The sequence below is a fragment of the Pseudoalteromonas xiamenensis genome, assembly GCF_017638925.1.
GTDB classification, from domain to species: Bacteria; Pseudomonadota; Gammaproteobacteria; order Enterobacterales; family Alteromonadaceae; genus Pseudoalteromonas; species Pseudoalteromonas xiamenensis.
Genome location: NZ_CP072133.1, coordinates 699,850 through 717,614, shown reverse-complemented (window position 1 = coordinate 717,614; position 17,765 = coordinate 699,850). Strand labels below are relative to the sequence as shown.

General features: G+C 43.2%; 13 protein-coding genes and 2 pseudogenes. 8 read left to right on the top strand and 7 right to left on the bottom strand.

Translation table 11 applies throughout. The features are described from left to right. The first annotated feature begins 101 nt into the window (after positions 1-101). The 6 genes from tig to ppiD all read left to right on the top strand — a co-directional run bounded on the left by tig (position 102) and on the right by ppiD (position 8,594). The gene (gene tig / locus J5O05_RS03565; protein ID WP_208843629.1) at positions 102-1,406 is read left to right on the top strand and encodes a trigger factor; all 1,305 of its coding nucleotides are present in this window, start codon (positions 102-104) and stop codon (positions 1,404-1,406) included. A 134-nt stretch (positions 1,407-1,540) separates the two neighbouring features. After that, positions 1,541-2,158: an ATP-dependent Clp endopeptidase proteolytic subunit ClpP gene (gene clpP, locus J5O05_RS03560; RefSeq protein ID WP_208843628.1), complete on the top strand. Its 618-nt coding sequence runs from the start codon at positions 1,541-1,543 to the stop codon at positions 2,156-2,158. A gap of 105 nt (positions 2,159-2,263) precedes the next feature. Beyond that, positions 2,264-3,547, top strand: coding sequence for an ATP-dependent protease ATP-binding subunit ClpX (gene clpX, locus J5O05_RS03555; protein WP_208843627.1), 1,284 nt, complete (start codon positions 2,264-2,266; stop codon positions 3,545-3,547). Between the two features lie 123 nt (positions 3,548-3,670). Beyond that, a complete protein-coding gene (lon, locus tag J5O05_RS03550; RefSeq protein WP_208843626.1) occupies positions 3,671-6,022 on the top strand; it encodes an endopeptidase La in 2,352 nt (783 codons plus the stop codon). A 219-nt stretch (positions 6,023-6,241) separates the two neighbouring features. Next, positions 6,242-6,514: a nucleoid-associated protein HU-beta gene (gene hupB / locus J5O05_RS03545; protein ID WP_208843625.1), complete on the top strand. Its 273-nt coding sequence runs from the start codon at positions 6,242-6,244 to the stop codon at positions 6,512-6,514. A 169-nt stretch (positions 6,515-6,683) separates the two neighbouring features. After that, positions 6,684-8,594: a peptidylprolyl isomerase gene (gene ppiD / locus J5O05_RS03540; RefSeq protein WP_208843624.1), complete on the top strand. Its 1,911-nt coding sequence runs from the start codon at positions 6,684-6,686 to the stop codon at positions 8,592-8,594. A 72-nt stretch (positions 8,595-8,666) separates the two neighbouring features. On the opposite strand, the gene J5O05_RS03535 is transcribed toward ppiD, so the two are convergent. After that, positions 8,667-9,566, bottom strand: coding sequence for a response regulator (locus tag J5O05_RS03535; RefSeq protein WP_208843623.1), 900 nt, complete (start codon positions 9,564-9,566; stop codon positions 8,667-8,669). A gap of 95 nt (positions 9,567-9,661) precedes the next feature. Between J5O05_RS03535 and J5O05_RS03530 the strand changes: the two genes are divergently transcribed. Beyond that, positions 9,662-10,483 carry a chromosome partitioning protein ParA gene (locus tag J5O05_RS03530; RefSeq protein WP_208843622.1) on the top strand — a complete coding sequence of 274 codons (822 nt, stop codon included), beginning with the start codon at positions 9,662-9,664 and terminating at the stop codon, positions 10,481-10,483. A gap of 36 nt (positions 10,484-10,519) precedes the next feature. On the opposite strand, the gene J5O05_RS03525 is transcribed toward J5O05_RS03530, so the two are convergent. The 6 genes and pseudogenes from J5O05_RS03525 to pspF all read right to left on the bottom strand — a co-directional run bounded on the left by J5O05_RS03525 (position 10,520) and on the right by pspF (position 16,873). Further along, positions 10,520-11,281, bottom strand: a complete 762-nt coding sequence (locus J5O05_RS03525; protein WP_208843621.1) for an ATP-binding cassette domain-containing protein — start codon at positions 11,279-11,281, stop codon at positions 10,520-10,522. A 1-nt stretch (position 11,282) separates the two neighbouring features. Then, on the bottom strand, positions 11,283-12,275 hold the full coding sequence (locus J5O05_RS03520) for a peptide ABC transporter ATP-binding protein (RefSeq protein WP_208843620.1): 993 nt from the start codon (positions 12,273-12,275) through the stop codon (positions 11,283-11,285). After that, positions 12,275-13,168, bottom strand: a complete 894-nt coding sequence (locus J5O05_RS03515; RefSeq protein ID WP_208843619.1) for an ABC transporter permease subunit — start codon at positions 13,166-13,168, stop codon at positions 12,275-12,277. The genes J5O05_RS03520 and J5O05_RS03515 overlap by 1 nt, the downstream gene beginning before the upstream one ends. Further along, entirely contained in the window at positions 13,155-14,186 is a 1,032-nt protein-coding gene (locus tag J5O05_RS03510) for an ABC transporter permease (RefSeq protein ID WP_208843618.1), read from the bottom strand. Before J5O05_RS03510 ends, J5O05_RS03515 begins: the two co-directional genes overlap by 14 nt. A 2-nt stretch (positions 14,187-14,188) precedes the next feature. After that, positions 14,189-15,800, bottom strand: a pseudogene (locus J5O05_RS03505) (ABC transporter substrate-binding protein). Between the two features lie 2 nt (positions 15,801-15,802). Next, the gene (gene pspF / locus J5O05_RS03500) at positions 15,803-16,873 is read right to left on the bottom strand and encodes a phage shock protein operon transcriptional activator (RefSeq protein ID WP_208843617.1); all 1,071 of its coding nucleotides are present in this window, start codon (positions 16,871-16,873) and stop codon (positions 15,803-15,805) included. A 181-nt stretch (positions 16,874-17,054) separates the two neighbouring features. Between pspF and pspA the strand changes: the two are divergent. After that, positions 17,055-17,718: pseudogene (pspA, locus tag J5O05_RS03495) on the top strand (phage shock protein PspA). Positions 17,719-17,765: the final 47 nt, after the last annotated feature.

Genomic DNA, 17,765 nt, shown 5'->3' with positions numbered 1-17,765 from the left:
TGCTTAAAACTGCTTACACGTTTTGGTAAGAAAATGCCGTGATGAGCAACTTGTTTGTAAGGAAGGCGGAGTGCCGCCAAAATTGAAGATTGAGGTAAATCATGCAAGTTTCTGTTGAGACGACTCAAGGCCTTGAGCGCCGTCTGACCATCACCGTTCCTGCAGAGAACGTTGAGACTGAAGTTAAAAAACGCTTACAACAACTGTCAAAAACACAGCGTATTGATGGTTTCCGTCCTGGTAAAGTTCCAGTAGCTGTTATTACTAAGCGTTACGGCCTAGCTGTACGTCAAGAAGTTGCTGGCGATTTAATGCAACGCAACTACATCGAGGCAATCATTGCTGAGAAGATCAACCCAGCAGGCGCGCCTACTTTTGCTCCTAAAGCACTAGAAGCTGGTAAAGATCTAGAATTCGTTGCAACTTTTGAAGTTTACCCAGAAGTTGAACTTAAAGATTTAGAGAAAATCGCGGTTGAAAAACCAGTTGTTAACGTGTCTGACGAAGACTTAGCAAACATGCTTGAAACGCTTCGTAAACAACACGCAACGTGGGAAGTAGCAGAAGCTGCAGCTGGCGAGAACGATCGTGTAACAATCGACTTCGTTGGTTCAATTGACGGTGAAGAATTTGAAGGTGGTAAAGCAGAAGAGTTCCCACTTCAACTAGGTCAAAACCGTATGATCCCTGGTTTCGAAGATGGAATCGTGGGCAAGAAAGCAGGCGAAGAGTTCGTTGCTGACGTAACTTTCCCAGAAGAGTACCACGCTGAGAACCTAAAAGGTAAAGCGGCTCAATTCAAGATCACAGTTAAGAAAGTTGAAGTTCAACAACTTCCTGAGCTTAACGACGAATTCGCAACTAAATTTGGTGTTGCTGAAGGCGGCGTAGACGCACTTAAAGAAGAAGTTAAGAAAAACATGTCTCGTGAACTTGGCCAAGCGGTTAAAGCTCAGGTTAAAGAGCAAGCAATTAACGGTCTTCTAGAGACAAACGACGTTGACGTTCCTAAAGCGCTAATCGAGCAAGAAGTTGATGCATTACGTCAACAAGCTGCTCAACGTTTTGGTGGTAACGCAAAGAACATGCCTGAGCTTCCAGCTGAGCTGTTCCAAGACCAAGCTGTTAAACGCGTTAAGACTGGTTTACTTCTAAGTGAAGTGATCAAGTCAAACGAAATCAAAATTGACGACGCAAAAGTAGTTGAGCTAATTGAAACAGTTGCTTCTGCTTATGAAGATCCAACAGAAGTTGTTGAATACTACAAGTCAAATGATCAGTTAATGCAGCAAATGCGTAATGTAGCGATGGAAGAGCAAGCAATTGATGCTATCCTAGCTAAAGCAACGGTTACAGAAGTAGCTAAGTCATTCGATGAAATCATGAACCCACAAACGGGTGCATAATAAGTCGTTGACTTAAGTCTTCGCTGACGTTTTAATGGCTCGAGATACGTTGCAAATGCAAAGTGTCCGGGCCATTTTAGTTTCTGGCTTAGACACTTAAACACGCTCAGTGCGTGAATAAGGAATTTACAAAAATGAGAAATGGTATGATTGATCCTCTTAATGCGCTAGTGCCGATGGTTGTAGAGCAAACGGCAAAAGGTGAGCGCTCTTACGATATTTATTCTCGTCTATTAAAAGAACGTGTGATTTTCATGACAGGCCAAGTGGAAGACCACATGGCAAATCTGATCGTTGCGCAGTTACTGTTTCTAGAATCAGAAAGCCCAGAAAAAGACATTTTCTTGTACATTAACTCTCCTGGTGGGTCTGTAACAGCGGGTATGTCTATCTATGATACGATGAACTTCATCAAGCCAGATGTAAGTACAGTGTGTATTGGCCAAGCTGCATCTATGGGGGCATTCTTGCTTTCAGGTGGCGCAAAAGGAAAACGTTTTTGTTTGCCAAACTCGCGAGTGATGATCCATCAGCCACTTGGAGGTTTCCAAGGTCAAGCATCTGATTTTGAAATTCACGCAAAGGAAATTTTATCAATTAAAGATAAATTGAACCGCCTTCTTGCAGAGCATTCAGGTCAGCCACTCGAAGTGATTGAACGTGACACGGATCGCGATAATTTCATGAACGCTCAACAAGCGGTTGATTACGGTATCGTTGATTCCGTACTAACACATCGTGGTGACAAATAGCGCAAACACGCTACCAAACTATGCTAAATGTGAATTTATTTGGTATAGTTTGGTCATGTATCAAGTTATCCTAGCTGATAACGTCTTTATGTAAGAGGTAGTTGAATGTCCGACACTCCAACAGGTGGCGACAAAAGCACAAAGCTCTTGTACTGTTCATTTTGCGGTAAAAGTCAGCATGAAGTGCGCAAGCTTATCGCAGGTCCATCAGTATACATTTGTGATGAATGTGTTGAGCTTTGCAATGACATTATCAGGGAAGAGATTAAAGACATCGCTCCCAAACAGGCATCCGCTGATAAATTGCCTGTACCAAAAGAAATTCGCAATCATTTAGATGATTACGTAATCGGACAAGACCATGCTAAAAAGGTCTTAGCTGTTGCGGTTTATAACCACTACAAACGTCTAAGAAATCAAGAATCAAAAGCAGACGTTGAGTTAGGTAAGAGTAATATCCTATTAATTGGACCAACAGGTAGTGGTAAAACATTGCTTGCTGAGACATTAGCTCGACTTCTCGATGTGCCATTTACCATGGCCGACGCCACAACGTTAACCGAAGCTGGTTACGTGGGTGAGGACGTAGAAAACATCATTCAAAAATTACTGCAGAAGTGTGATTACGACGTTGAAAAAGCACAACGTGGTATTGTTTACATCGATGAGATTGACAAAATATCACGTAAGTCTGATAACCCTTCAATTACAAGGGATGTGTCAGGTGAAGGTGTGCAACAAGCCTTGTTAAAGCTCATTGAAGGCACTGTGGCTTCCGTACCGCCTCAAGGTGGACGCAAGCACCCTCAACAAGAGTTCCTGCAAGTTGACACATCGAAGATCCTGTTTATCTGTGGTGGTGCATTTGCTGGTTTGGATAAAGTCATTGAGCAGCGCAGTCACAAGAACACAGGTATTGGTTTTGGTGCTCAGGTGAAAGGCGCAGACAGCAAGCAAACGTTAACGGAAGCGTTCCAACAAGTTGAACCAGAAGATTTGGTTAAGTATGGTTTGATCCCAGAGTTTATTGGCCGTCTTCCAGTTGTTGCGACACTTGCTGAGCTTGATGAAGCTGCACTTATCCAAATTTTGAGTGAGCCTAAAAACGCACTTACGAAACAGTTTGCTGCGTTATTCAAGATGGAAGGTGTGGACTTAGAATTCCGAGAAGATGCACTGAAAGCAATTGCACATAAAGCGATGGTGAGAAAAACTGGCGCTCGTGGATTGCGTTCAATCGTTGAAGGGATTTTATTGGACACCATGTACGAACTGCCTTCGATGGAAGACGTATCTAAAGTGGTTATCGACGAAACCGTGATTAAAGGTGAGTCGGATCCAATCTTAATTTACGAAAATACCAGTCAAGACAAAGCTGTTTCTGAATAATCAGAGGGCTTGTGAAAAAAGGAGCTTTCGGCTCCTTTTTTTATCTATGTATTGAACTTTACTTGGCCTATCCCCATATAGCTGAGTAATCCTTTAAAAGATAAACAGTGCGAAGAGAGTAGAATGACACTTGAAAGAACGGATCGAGTAGAGATCCCAGTACTGGCTCTGCGCGATGTGGTAGTTTACCCACACATGGTTATCCCGCTTTTTGTGGGACGTGAGAAGTCTATCCGTTGTCTTGAAGCCGCAATGGATGCTGACAAACAAATTTTCTTAGTCGCGCAAAAAGACGCTACGGTAGATGATCCTGCGGTAGAAGACCTGTACTCAATGGGTACTGTTGCGACAGTGCTGCAACTGCTTAAGTTACCTGATGGAACAGTTAAAGTTTTAGTTGAAGGTAATCAGCGTGCCAAGCTCGTTAAATTCCTTAATACGGATGAATACTTCCAAGCGGAAGCTGAGTTTGTAGAATCGACACACATCGATGAACAAGAACAAGATATTTTCATTCGAAGTGCAATTAGCCAGTTCGAAGGGTATGTAAAACTCAACAAAAAAATTCCACCAGAAGTACTTACTTCAATCTCGGGAATAGATGAAGCCGCGCGTCTTGCTGATACGATGGCTGCACACATGCCATTGAAGGTTGTAGAAAAACAAAAAGTACTTGAAATCAGCGACGTGACAGAACGTTTAGAGTACTTAATGGCGCTGATGGAAGGTGAGATAGATTTACTTCAAGTTGAGAAGAAAATTCGTGCGCGCGTTAAAAAACAAATGGAAAAATCGCAACGCGAGTACTATTTGAACGAGCAAATGAAAGCCATTCAAAAAGAACTCGGTGAACTTGATGATGTCCCAGATGAATTTGAAACGCTGAAAAAACGCATTGCTGATGCGGGTATGCCAAAAGAGGCAGAAGATAAAGCAACAGCTGAGTTGAACAAACTTAAAATGATGTCGCCTATGTCTGCAGAAGCGACGGTTGTGCGTTCGTATATTGATACACTAATCAATGTACCGTGGAAAAAACGTTCAAAAGTGAAGAAAGACTTAGCAGGCGCTGAAGACATTTTGAACTCAGACCACTATGGTTTAGAAAAAGTAAAAGAACGTATTGTCGAGTATCTTGCTGTTCAACAACGAACAAACAAGTTAAAAGGCCCAATCCTTTGTTTGGTGGGACCACCGGGTGTTGGTAAAACGTCATTGGGTCAGTCGATTGCAAAAGCAACTGGACGTAAATATGTGCGTATGGCGCTAGGTGGCGTGCGTGATGAGGCTGAGATCCGTGGTCATCGTCGTACTTATATCGGTTCGATGCCAGGTAAACTAATCCAGAGCATGACCAAAGTTGGTGTTAAAAACCCACTGTTTTTGCTCGACGAGATAGACAAGATGTCGTCAGACATGCGTGGTGATCCGGCTTCTGCTTTGTTGGAGGTATTAGACCCAGAACAAAACAGTAACTTCGCAGATCATTATCTCGAAGTGGATTACGACCTTTCAGACGTTATGTTTGTTGCTACTTCAAACAGCTTTAATATCCCTGGACCACTTTTAGACCGAATGGAAGTCATTCGATTGTCTGGGTACACGGAAGATGAAAAGCTCAATATTTCTAAGCAGCACCTCATTCCAAAACAAGTAAAACGTAATGGACTTAAGGACTCAGAAATCACCATTGAAGATAGTGCGATCATTGGCATTATTCGTTACTACACGCGTGAAGCGGGAGTACGTAACTTAGAACGTGAAATTTCAAAACTGTGTAGAAAAGCAGTCAAAGAGATTCTTCTCGATAACAACATCAATCATGTCACAATTGACGGTGATAATCTTGGCGAATACTTAGGTGTTCAACGTCACGATTATGGCAAGGCCGAAGACGGTGACCGTATCGGTCAGGTAACGGGCTTAGCTTGGACAGAAGTTGGTGGCGATTTGTTAACGATAGAGTCTGCTGCGGTGCCAGGTAAAGGTAAGCTCACGTTTACAGGCTCTTTAGGTGATGTAATGCAGGAGTCTATTCAGGCTGCGATGACGGTTGTTAGAAGTCGCGCAGAGAAACTTCGCATCAATGCTGATTTCTATGAGAAACGTGATATCCACGTACACGTGCCAGAAGGGGCAACTCCTAAGGATGGTCCAAGCGCAGGTATCGCCATGGTGACCGCACTTGTCTCAAGTCTAACAGGTAACCCTGTGCGTTCAGACGTGGCGATGACAGGTGAAATTACGTTGCGTGGTGAAGTACTCCCAATTGGCGGTTTGAAAGAAAAGCTGTTGGCAGCGCATCGCGGTGGAATTAAGCGCGTTCTTATCCCTAAAAAGAACGAACGTGATTTGAAAGAAATTCCTGACAATGTGTTAGAAGGGCTAGAAATTCATCCAGTTACTTGGATTGATGATGTGCTTCGCTTAGCATTGGCAAATCCAATTGAGCAAATTTCGCTAGAAACCGCGTAAATAGTGAAAAAAAGCTAAAAAAGTGTCTGAAAAGGCTTTTCAAATCTAAAAGGTGTGTTAAGTTAGGCACTGGAATCAAGCCTAGCCCTTGTGTGGTCTAGGCTTGACGCGAATTATAGGATTAGAGAGTCAAATTGATGTCTCTAAATTTTTAACTTGCAGTGATGTTAATAAAATAAACAATCGCTCTTGATAATAACAATGTAAGAGGATGATATTGTGAATAAATCTCAATTAATCGATCAAATCGCAGCTGATGCTGACATCTCTAAAGCGGCTGCAGGTCGTGCTCTAGATTCATTCATCGAATCAGTAACTGGCGCTCTTAAAGCTGGCGACTCTGTAGCGCTAGTTGGTTTTGGTACTTTCTCTGTGCGTGAGCGTGCAGCTCGTTCAGGTCGTAACCCACAAACTGGTGAAACGATCCAAATCGCTGCAGCAAACATCCCATCTTTCAAAGCTGGTAAAGCACTTAAAGACGCAGTGAACTAATCACTCGGGGCAGGTCACGCGTTTTTAACGTGATCACGTTCTGAAAAACGATGACTTGCTTCACCAAAAAAAGCGTATCTGGTAAGATACGCTTTTTTTACATAGTTAACGGCGTAAAACAAGGCACGCACATTAGGTGTAGCTTTGGCTTAGATAAAGAGAATAACACATGCTAGAAAAGATCAGAGAAGGCTCACAAGGCGTTGTCGTCAAGATTATCTTAGGCTTAGTGATCTTGTCTTTTGCTTTAGCAGGGATTGGTGGTTACCTGGGTCGAACTACAGAACAACCAGTCGCTGAAGTAAATGGCGTTGTCATTGGCCAGTCAGATTTTGCTCGCGCGTTTGAAAACGAGCGTGCACGTCTTGAGCAACAATTTGGTGAGTACTTTAATCAAATCGCGCAAGACCCAAATTATATGGCTCAAGTTCGTCAAGGCGTTGTAGAGCGTCTTGTGCAGCAAGAATTACAAACACAATTAGCAAAAGAGCTAGGCCTTCGTATTAGCGATGAAAAAGTTAAACAAACGATTTTGGAAATGCCTTATTTCCAAATGGGTGGTGAGTTTAGCAATGATCGTTACCTTCAAGTAATTCGTCAAATGAACTACCAACCGGATTCATTCCGCGAGTTCCTTCGCGAAGACATGACGCGTAGCCAGCTTGTTCAAGCGGTTGCAGGCACAGACTTTGTGCTTGAGAACGAAGTGAAATCTGCGATGGCGTTGGAAATGCAAACGCGCAAAGTGAATTATGCGATTTTAGGTAAAAGCACGGTTGTAGACACGATGTCAGTGTCTGATGATGAAGTTAAAGATTACTATGACTTGAATCAAAACCTGTTCCAATCTGAAGAGCAAGTGGCGGTTGAATACATTGAATTGAGTGCAAATGATGTTCAGTTGGCTTCTGCTCCGTCAGAAGAAGATGTTAAAGCGTATTATGAAGAGCAAAAGTCTCACTATTCTGAGCCTGAGCGTCGTCGAGTTGCACACATCTTGATTGATAATTCAGAAGATGATGCGAAAGCAAAAGAAAAAGCGGAAGCTATTCTTGCACGCTTAAACGCAGGTGAAGATTTTGCCAAACTGGCGGAAACCGAATCGTCTGACGTTGTTAGCGCGGAAGTGGGTGGTGACTTAGACTGGATTGAAAAAGATATGATGGACCCAGCGTTCGAAGAAGCGGCATTCGCGCTTACGAATAAAGGGGATATTTCAGGTATTGTTAAATCAGAATTCGGTTACCACATCATTAAACTGACTGATCTTCAGCAAGGTAAAGTGAAAGCATTAGCAGATGTTCATGACGAACTTCTTGCAGAACTTGAGCGTAATGCAAAAGTTGATGCGTTCTACCAAAAGCAAACGGCTATTGCTGAAAAAGCATTTGAAATTGCGGACAGCCTGCTAGATGCATCAGAAGCGGCTGGTGTCGAAGTGAAGAAATTACCACTTATGGCGAAATCAGCACTTCCTGAGCCACTTAATAACGCCGCTGTAACGCGAGTTTTAGCAACGCCAGAAATATTGGAAGACCGTGTTAACTCGGAAATTGTTGAAGTTGGCCCAGAACACATTGTTGTTGTTCGTATTGCGGATTACAAACCTGCGACGACTAAACCGTTAGATGACGTGAAGGATACGATTGTAAAACGTTTGAAGACAGAAAAAGCGTCAACGGAAGTGAAAGCGCAAGCAGATGCGTTGTATGCGAAGATTCAGGCAGGCGAAGCATTTGATGCTGTCGTTTCTCAAGCGAATCTAGACGTGAAAGCGGAAGATGCACTTGCTCGTCGTAGCTACTCGGTCGCGCCGGCAATTGTTAAAGAAGCCTTTAAATTACCTCATCCAACAGAGAGTTCTAAACCAGTTGCGGTGGTCGAACTGGCGAGTGGAGATGCTGCCCTTGTACAACTTGTAGCAGTAAATCCAGTTTCCGTAGAAGAGGCACTTAATGAGCAACAATCGAAAAATTTCGAGATGGCTCAAGCAAATAAAAACTACATCACTTTGTTAGAAGCACTTAAAGCACAAGCAGACGTTAAGTTTGTTAAAGTAGCAGCTGCTTCGCAAGAGTAATTGAGTAATGAAAAAGCGCCTCACTGAAATGAGGCGCTTTTTTCCGATTTCGTTAATTGTTCCTTTTGCTTCCTATAGCCCCACTAACAGTATTTTCCCAAGCGCCATCCCTTCTCGCTGACAACTAAAATCGAGTCTACGTGTAACTTCTGTTTTAAATAGTTGTTCAAGTTTACTAAATGTGGCGGGTACAAATTTAATGGTTTTGACGCGTAAGCTCTTTCTAGTGCGTTTGTCTAAAAAGGCGTAAGCGGTATGAGTTAAAGCGTCCTTTGCTGCCTCGAGGATTTCGGGAGATACAATGTATTGGTGAATAGCCTGCTGCGCTTCTTCGACAGGAATAACCCGGCAGCTACTTGCCATAACGCACGTCGCATAAATATCAAGTACGCCAACGGCTCTGACTTTTTGGTTTTCAGGGTCCTCGTAAACAGCCATAACACAGGGTACTTTTGTCTCATCAAATAGTTGTGGTTTGATAGTTTGAATGACGAGATTTTCATCGATGTGTTTGTGGATTAGCTTTTCTAGCTGATTGAGCTTAGGTAAGGCAAGGTCACTATCAATCGCAATTTCAACATTGTTGAGCAACAGTTCACTGCTTTCGACGCCCTGTACAAGCGGTAAAATGTGATTGTGCAGTGTCTCGTCGTCAAATGGTTTAGACAACACAAAAGCCGCACCTGCTTGCAGCGCAAGTTCAATTTGATCTTGGTCATCCACCGTCGTGATCATGGCAACTTTCATATCCAGTCTACGTTGCATAATTGCATTGAGTAGTTGGATACCTGACATGTCAGGCATGTTCCAGTCGGTTAACACGATATCTGGTTTCCATTGTCCAATTATTTGCAGCGCCTTACGGGCTCTGTCTGCTTTTTGAATGTGTAGTTTTCTATAACCAAATTTTTCTAGGCCACGTCGGACTATTTCTAAAGTTGCTAAGCTATCGTCTACAATCAAGATTTTCACAAAATCTCCAAATGCACTTTGATTAAATTAGTATAGGCATATTTTTTATGTAAAACTAAACTCATGATATACGGTATAAAAAAAAGAGGCTAGTTATGTGGCAGACTGCCATTTCCGGAACGGTTATTCAAGGATTGATCGGCAACTTAGGATTACTGATTTTAGCTGGTTGGTTTTTGATACTGTTGCTGATTTTGCGCGAGTTTCGCCATTTTATACACAATACTAAATCGTCTCGAGGACAAGAAGACAGTGAGATATTGGCGATGTGCAGAGAGTCGGTGGACAATGCACTAAGCTACGTGAAAAGCCATGCCGACACTATTTCAGAATTAGCAAAAATACAGCTCTCATTAGAATCTCAATTGGCTGAAGTTCGAAGCTCTTCTCAAACACAAATTTCAGACCAAGATCAAGCAACGATAGATGAGCTAAATCGCAAGCTAATGCGTTCTCACGCGCTTATTAAAAAATTAAAGGGTGATTTAGACAAAAGTGTTGAAAAGCTTCACGTGACACGACGGAAGCTTTATGACCAATATGAAACGGTGGAGTCGTTGCAAAAGGAAAAAGAAGAGCTTATCGACAAGTATGCACAGTTGGAACAACAATTAGAAGAACAGAGTTCGGCAACAGGTTCTCAAAGTGTACAATCGCTGACCCTTACCTTTGAGCAAGAAAAGCGAGATATGTTGGCAGCGTTGCAAAACTATAGACGTCAAATTGCGGAGCAAAATCAAGCTATTCAACAGTTAGAACTCCAGCACACGACTGCCGCGAATCAAGGCCAAGTGTCCGAAATTAAAAAAGAACTCGAGCAGACACAGAATGCACTTAAGCATCTGACGAAAGAGAAGAACTTTATTGAGTCAAAATATCTGCAGTTAGTGAAAGAATACGATAAACCGGGCGGATAGCTAGGCATAGAGAATCACGTTAAAACGGCCACTAAACTAAAAATTCAGCAGCCTCTGTGTGATGTAGGATTTCGGCGCGGCGAACACGAGTTCTGTTTCGCCATATTCAACCACTTTACCTCGATGCATAACCAAAACTTGATCACTCATGTGTCGCACGGTGCTCAAATGATGTGTGATTAAGACAAAGCTCAGTCCGGTTTCTTTTTGTAACTTTAGTAGAAGGTTAACGATTTGGAACCGAACGGATGGGTCTAAAGAAGACAGCGCTTCATCGAGTACCAGCACTTTCGGGTCTAAAATCAAAGCACGCGCAAGTGCTACGCGCTGCAATTGCCCACCGCTGAACATGTGGGGATAGTATTCTTGATGTTCGTTGAGCAACCCGACTTTACTCAGTGTTTCTTTAATTTTGAGTTGTCTTTGATTTTCAGTCAGTTGCGTATTAAACCGCAAGCAATCATCCAATACGTCGCCGATTGTGAGACCGGGATTGAGCGACCGGTTTGAGTCTTGGAAAATCAGACGAATGTAGCGACATTCGGGTGTGCGCATACCATCGTCTTCAATCGTTTCAGACCCTAACAAAATTTGACCACTGTCAGAGTTTTCGGCACCAGCAAGCACTTTCGCGAGGGTGCTTTTACCTGAACCCGTTTCGCCGATAATCGCGAGAGTTTCCCCTTCAGCCAAACAAAAAGAGATGTCGTTTAAAACTCGCAAGTGACGTCTTTGAAAAATACCCGCTCGAATTCGAAACGTTTTATTGAGTGCTTGAACTTTTAAAACCGGCTGCATGTTATTTTCCTCGAACCAGAGGGAAGTGACAGGCAAATGAATGCCCATGCGTTCTTTCTACTGTAGGTGTAACAACACAGGCCTTTTGTGCCTGTGGACAACGAGGACCTAGACGACATCCTATGGGCAAATGCTGCAAAGGCGGAATCGTGCCTTTCAGCGCGTAGAGTGCTTCTTTATGTGCTACGCCTTGCCCGTAATCAGGGAGGCTTTTCACCAAGGCTTGAGTGTATGGATGAAGCGGTAAGTTAAACAACGCCTGCGTTGGGCCAGCTTCGACCATCTGGCCGCAATACAGCACATGCATCGTATGCGTCCAGTCTGCGATTTCCTCGAGTTCATGTGAAATCATCAGAACAGACATATTTTTGAGCTGGTTAAGGCTTTTCAGCAACCGAAAAACCTGTGCTCGAGTCGTGGTTTCCAGTGCCGTGGTCGGCTCATCCGCGATCAATAGCTTAGGACCTCGAGCAATCGCCATCGCAATCATAACCTTTTGACAAATCCCCTCGGAAAGTTCATGAGGGTAACTCGACATTACCTTGTTGTGCTCACGGATCCCAACCTTGTGAAGCAGGGCCACAACACGTTGCTTTCTGGCGGTTCGGCGAGCGAAGAAACCGGTTTCAATGATACTGTCATCAGGTATGGATTCTGCGATTTGATCGTCAATTTTGGCTGTAGGGTCGAGACATAAGCTCGGCTCTTGATAAATCATCGCAATATCTTTGCTGATAATTTTTCGACGCTTCTCAGGACTTAGGCGCATCAAATCCACGCCACGCCAGTGCATTCTATCCGCCGTAACGGTCCATCGGTTATTCAAAACACCGACAATCGCCTTTGCAATCAAACTTTTTCCAGAGCCAGATTCTCCGACTAATGCATGGACTTCACCTTCTTTGAGGCTCAAGTTGATTCGATCAACCGCCCGGATCACGGTGTCGGCGGTTTTTAATTCAATCGTAAGATTACGAATATCGAGAAGTTGCATTAGTCCGCCTTACGTTCTTTCAGCACTTGTCGTAAGCCATCACCAACTAGATTGGTTGCTAAAACAGAGATAAACAATAATACGCCGGGTAGTCCTACAGTCCAAGGAGCAATGTAAATCAAGGCTAAGTTTTCTGCCAAAATCGCTCCCCATTCAGTAATGGGTGGCTGTGCGCCGAGTTTCAAGAAGCCAAGTGCGGCAATATCTAGAATCGCCGTGCTTAACGCCATCGTGAAGATAACCACAATATGTTCATAGATATTGGGAAAGATCCCTCGCACTAATATTTGCCATTGATTTGCACCGTCTAAGCGAAATGCGGCAATGTAATCTTTGTTAAGTTCATCAACGACGAGATTACGAACAGAGTGGATGTGTTGAGGTAATAGCGCAAAAATAATAGCCCAAACCGTATTCAAAAGACCAGGACCTAAAATCGCGATAATGATGATTGCGAGCAAAAGAGAAGGGATCGCAAGCGTTAAATCAAGTAGGTGATTAAGGAAGCTGGAACGTATGCCTTTTGACATGCCTGCAAAGGTGCCGAGCACAACCCCAATTAACGTGGTAATGAGTGCCGCGACAACCGATAAGCCGAACGTAAATGTTGCGCCGTTCATTAATCTCGATAAAACATCTCGTCCGAGGTCATCCGTACCCAATAAAAATCGAACGTTACCGGCGTCATGCCAAGAAGGGGGTAAAAGTAGGGCATCACTGTGCTGCTGATTGATCCCATAAGGCGCAATGAGCGGTGCTGTAACTGCTAAAACAAGTAAAGCAAGAAATACCCATAAACCGACCAGGGCAGGGTGGTTTCGTTTAAATTTTTTCCACAGTCTCGATAACGGCGAGCGGTTAGATTCCTCGCTATAAAGCTTAAATTTTGCCATGTGCTTTATTCCTCGAGATAGGATCTAACAAACTGTTGGTTAATTCAGCACTCATATTTGCCAAAATGACAAACATTGAAACAGCAAGCAATCCACCTTGTATTGCGGGGTAGTCACGTTGATAAATGCTATCGATCAACCAACGACCGATGCCTGGCCATGAGAAAATCACTTCGGTGACCATTGCCAATGTGATTAGCGTACTAAATTGTAAACCAATCTGTTTTATTACCGGTAAAAGCGCGTTACGAAGCGCATGATGGAGAATAAGTTGAGCGCGCGATAGTCCTTTGGCACGAGCTGTTTTGATGAAGTTTTGCTCCAAAACTTGTAACATCGAATCACGTGTGAAGCGAATAAGCACGGTCGTTGGGTACATCGCAAGGACAATCGTCGGCAGTGCGAGGTGATGCAAAGCGTCCTGAAACGCTAAACCTTTATATGGAAATCCATCTAACCATATGTCGAGCAAAATGAAGTTGGTCACGGGTTCTATCTCATAGAGCAAGCCGATTCTACCGGACATAGGAAACCAACTTAAGGTAAGACAAAACACCATGATTAGCAGCAACGCCAACCAAAAAATTGGAATCGAAAAACCCATCAGCGTGAGAGATGTAATGACGGAGTCAGGCCAACGTTTGTGGTAGGCGGCGGCCAAAATCCCACTAGGAATACCAAAGATTACCGCGACAATCAGTGCGTAGATACACAACTCTAGTGTCGCAGGAAACAGAATCCATACATGCTCAAACACGGCTTCACCAGAGGAAAGGGAAACACCCCAATCTCCTGTTATGATGCGATGCAGAAACGCAAGATACTGAGAAACGTAACCATTGTTGATGTGGTATTTTTCGATTAATAATTGCGTTGTAGTGAAATTAGAATTAGTGACACCGCTTAGATTCGTGAGTAAGTCGCCAGGAAATAGATAGCTTAGTGAAAAGGTAAATACACTGAGCGCGAACAACATAAAGCACAGTAAGCTAAACCGACGTAATAAATATTCGCGCATGGCTACGGTTTTCTCCTTGCTTCGGCCAACGAAATGCCACCAAAGGGTCTGAGCGTTATACCTTCTATGTTTGTATTCGATGCTTGGAAGCGTAAACCATGTGCAATTGGCATCAATGGCAATTCTGCAGCTATCATTTCCTGCGCTTTTTTATAGAACACTTTACGCGCTTCAATGTCGTTGGTATCGAGAGCTTGAGTCAGTAACAAATCAAATTCTGGGTTACACCAATTTGACGGGTTTTTGCCACTGAAGGTTGCCGTGCAGCTTAAGAGTGGGGTGAAAAAGTTATCAGGATCAGGGGTGTCTGCGGCCCAGCCAAGTAACACACTATCGTGTTCATGTTGTCCCACTCGCTCAATGAAGGTATTCCATTCGTATTCAACTATTTTTGCGGTGACGCCAATCTCTCGAAGATCGCTTTGAATTAGTTCAGCCATTTTACGTGCATTTGGGTTGTAAATTCGCGACACCGGCATAGCCCAAAGGGTCATTGTAAAACCATCCTTGTAGCCCGCTTCTTCAAGCAATTCTTTGGCTTTTTGAGGGTCGTATTGAGGCAGCTCAGGTTGCGGCACATAAGCCCATGAGGACGGGGGTAAATTTGACGTTGCAGCAATGCCACTACCATAAAACACGGCTTGCATTATCTTGTCGACATCGACAGCATAAGAAAGTGCGCGTCTAACAAGAGGATCATTAAATGGAGGTCGTTCTGTATTAAATGCCCAATAGCCAATGTTTAAATTAGCTTCTTTATCGACGTGAATGTCTTCGCGGCTTTGTAAAAACGACAGTTGCGTAGCACTTGGATGCGCCGTAATGTCGCACTCTTTGGTCAACATTTTTGCGATACGTGATGTACCATTAGTCGTTATATCATAAACCAATTGTTCCATCGCTACAGGGTGTTTCCAGTAGTGTGGATTGCGGTGATAACGAATCAGGTTATCACGTAAAAAGCTCTTGAATAGATAGGTACTTCGTGCCAACGGGAAGCTGATCAAACTGCGTTTCTTTTCCGGCTTGTTGTAACTTTTGTGCGTATTCTTTGGAAGTAACAACGGCAAAATCTGTCGCTAAGTTTGATAAAAAGCTACTTTCCGCATTAAACAGTTCAAACCTAACCGTGTAATCATCTACCTTGACTACTTGTCTTATCAATTGGTCCATCCCAACGCTTTGAAAGTACGGATAGTTAGCATCACCAATAAAATGATAAGGGTTATAAACATCGAAGAGTCGGCCAAATGAAAACACCACATCGTCTGCGTTTAAGGTTCGCGTCGGTGTAAAGTAGCCTGTTGTGTGAAAATGGACGTCTTTTCTCAAATGAAACGTAATGTTTTTACCGTTATTTTCGATGTCCCATGAAGTGGCCAGTTCAGGTTGGTACTCTCCACTATCTGGATTTATGCTCAGCAGTTTGTCATACAACTGATTTGCAATAATATCGATAGTTGAACCTGTCGTTGTGACTTGAGGATTGAACGAAACAGGATTTGCTTCGGCGCAATAGACTAGTCCTTGCGCCAATTTTGCTCGTTCATTTTCACTGCTTTCAATACAGCCCACCAAGAAGACGGGAAGTATTGCTAACACCAGCTTTCGCACGTTTATGCCTCGTTTTTCTGTTGCGAATCTAATAGGTTATATTTTTTTAGATAACCTCTTAGCTGATGATACGTTAAACCGAGCACTTCTGCAGTTTTCTTTTGATTAAATTGTGAAAATTCTAGTGCTTTTTGCAGTAATTGCGTCTCATAATCATTCGATAAAGTTTTCAAGCAAACTGGAAATTGCCACGCTGAAGGGGCGCTAAATTCTGTTGGCGTAGAGGCCACGATAGTTTCAACTGGCATTTCAGCAGGTTTATTTGCTTCTGTTGGTGCCTTGACTCGCGCTGTTGGTCGAAATGGGCTTCGAAATGGATCGATGACAATATCGTGGACAGGTAGCTGCTCTGTACCATGGCGATATAAACTTCGCTCAACCACGTTTTTCAATTCACGAATGTTACCAGGCCAATCGTAATCCAATAGAATTTCGCGTGCGCGTTTAGTGAAGCCACTGAAAAGTGACCAGCCAAGATCTCTGGCCATATTGATCGCAAAGTGTTCAGCAAGTAATAGAATATCTTCACGGCGATGGCGAAGCGGAGGTAACGTGATGACGTCAAAGGCTAGACGGTCTAGCAGGTCATGGCGAAATTCACCATTTTCTGCCAATGTAGGAAGATCTTCATTCGTCGCACAGACTAAACGTGTATCCACTTTGATAGTTTGTTTACCACCAACACGCTCGAATTCGCCATATTCAATAACGCGCAAGAGTTTCTCCTGAACCATTGCAGACGTATTAGCAAGTTCGTCTAAAAACAAGGTCCCGCTATTCGCACGTTCAAATCGACCCTCATGTCGTTTGCTTGCGCCCGTGAATGCGCCACTTTCGTGACCAAAGAGTTCGCTTTCAAGTAAGTTTTCGTTAAGTGCAGCACAATTCATTTTAATGTATTGTTGATCCCAACGTTCTGAAAGGTAGTGCAATCGAGCTGCGATGAGTTCCTTACCTGTACCACGCTCTCCGATAATTAATACGGGTTTATCGAGAGGGGCAATCATAGAAACTTGGTCGAGTACGGCTAAAAAGCTGTCCGATTGACCGAGTAAATTATCCTGTTGGCGCATATTCGCTAACTCTTAGTTATTTTAGCTAATAACTAGTGTATTTTATCACGATGAGATTTTAAAGGTTTTTATGTTTTGTTTTAACTTATTGATATTTAATAATTAAATCTTTTTTAAAAGTTGGCAAGGTTATTGATACTAGATTGTCATCAATAAGTTTATTAATCACAGAGGTAATATTATGGGAATTTTCTCTCGTTTTGCAGATATCGTGAATTCGAATATCAATGCAATTTTAGATAAAGCCGAAGATCCTGAAAAAATGGTGCGTCTGATCATTCAAGAAATGGAAGACACACTGGTTGAAGTGCGTTCTACTTCTGCGAAAACACTTGCTGAGAAGAAAGAATTGGCACGTCGTGTTGAGGCACTTAATGCAGAAAAAGCGGAATGGGAAGCTAAGGCTGAATTGGCGCTATCAAAAGACCGTGAAGATCTCGCTCGTGCGGCGATTTCAGAAAAGCATAAGGCGACGGCTGCAGCCGATGCAGTTGCAAAAGAATTGGCGCACGTTGATGAGCATATTGAGAAACTTCAGCAAGAAGTTGTGACGTTGCAAGAAAAATTGGCGGATGCAAAAGCAAGGCAAAAGGCAATTATTCTGCGCCAGCGCTCTGCAGAATCGCGTCTTGAAGTGAAAAAGGCTTTAGATAGCAATCGAGTTGATTCAGCACTTCACCGTTTTGAACGTTTTGAAACGAAAATTGATGGTATTGAATCTCAAGTTGAATCCTACGAGATGGGTAAAAAGTCCTTAGCAGATGAGATTGCCCAATTGCAACAAGATGAAAAAATTGATGATGAGTCTCGCAGCACTTAAAAAGAAGCTTGCAGAAAAACAATAACGACGCGTAAAAGGCGCGCACCGAAGCATTAAAGCGCGTCTTGCTCT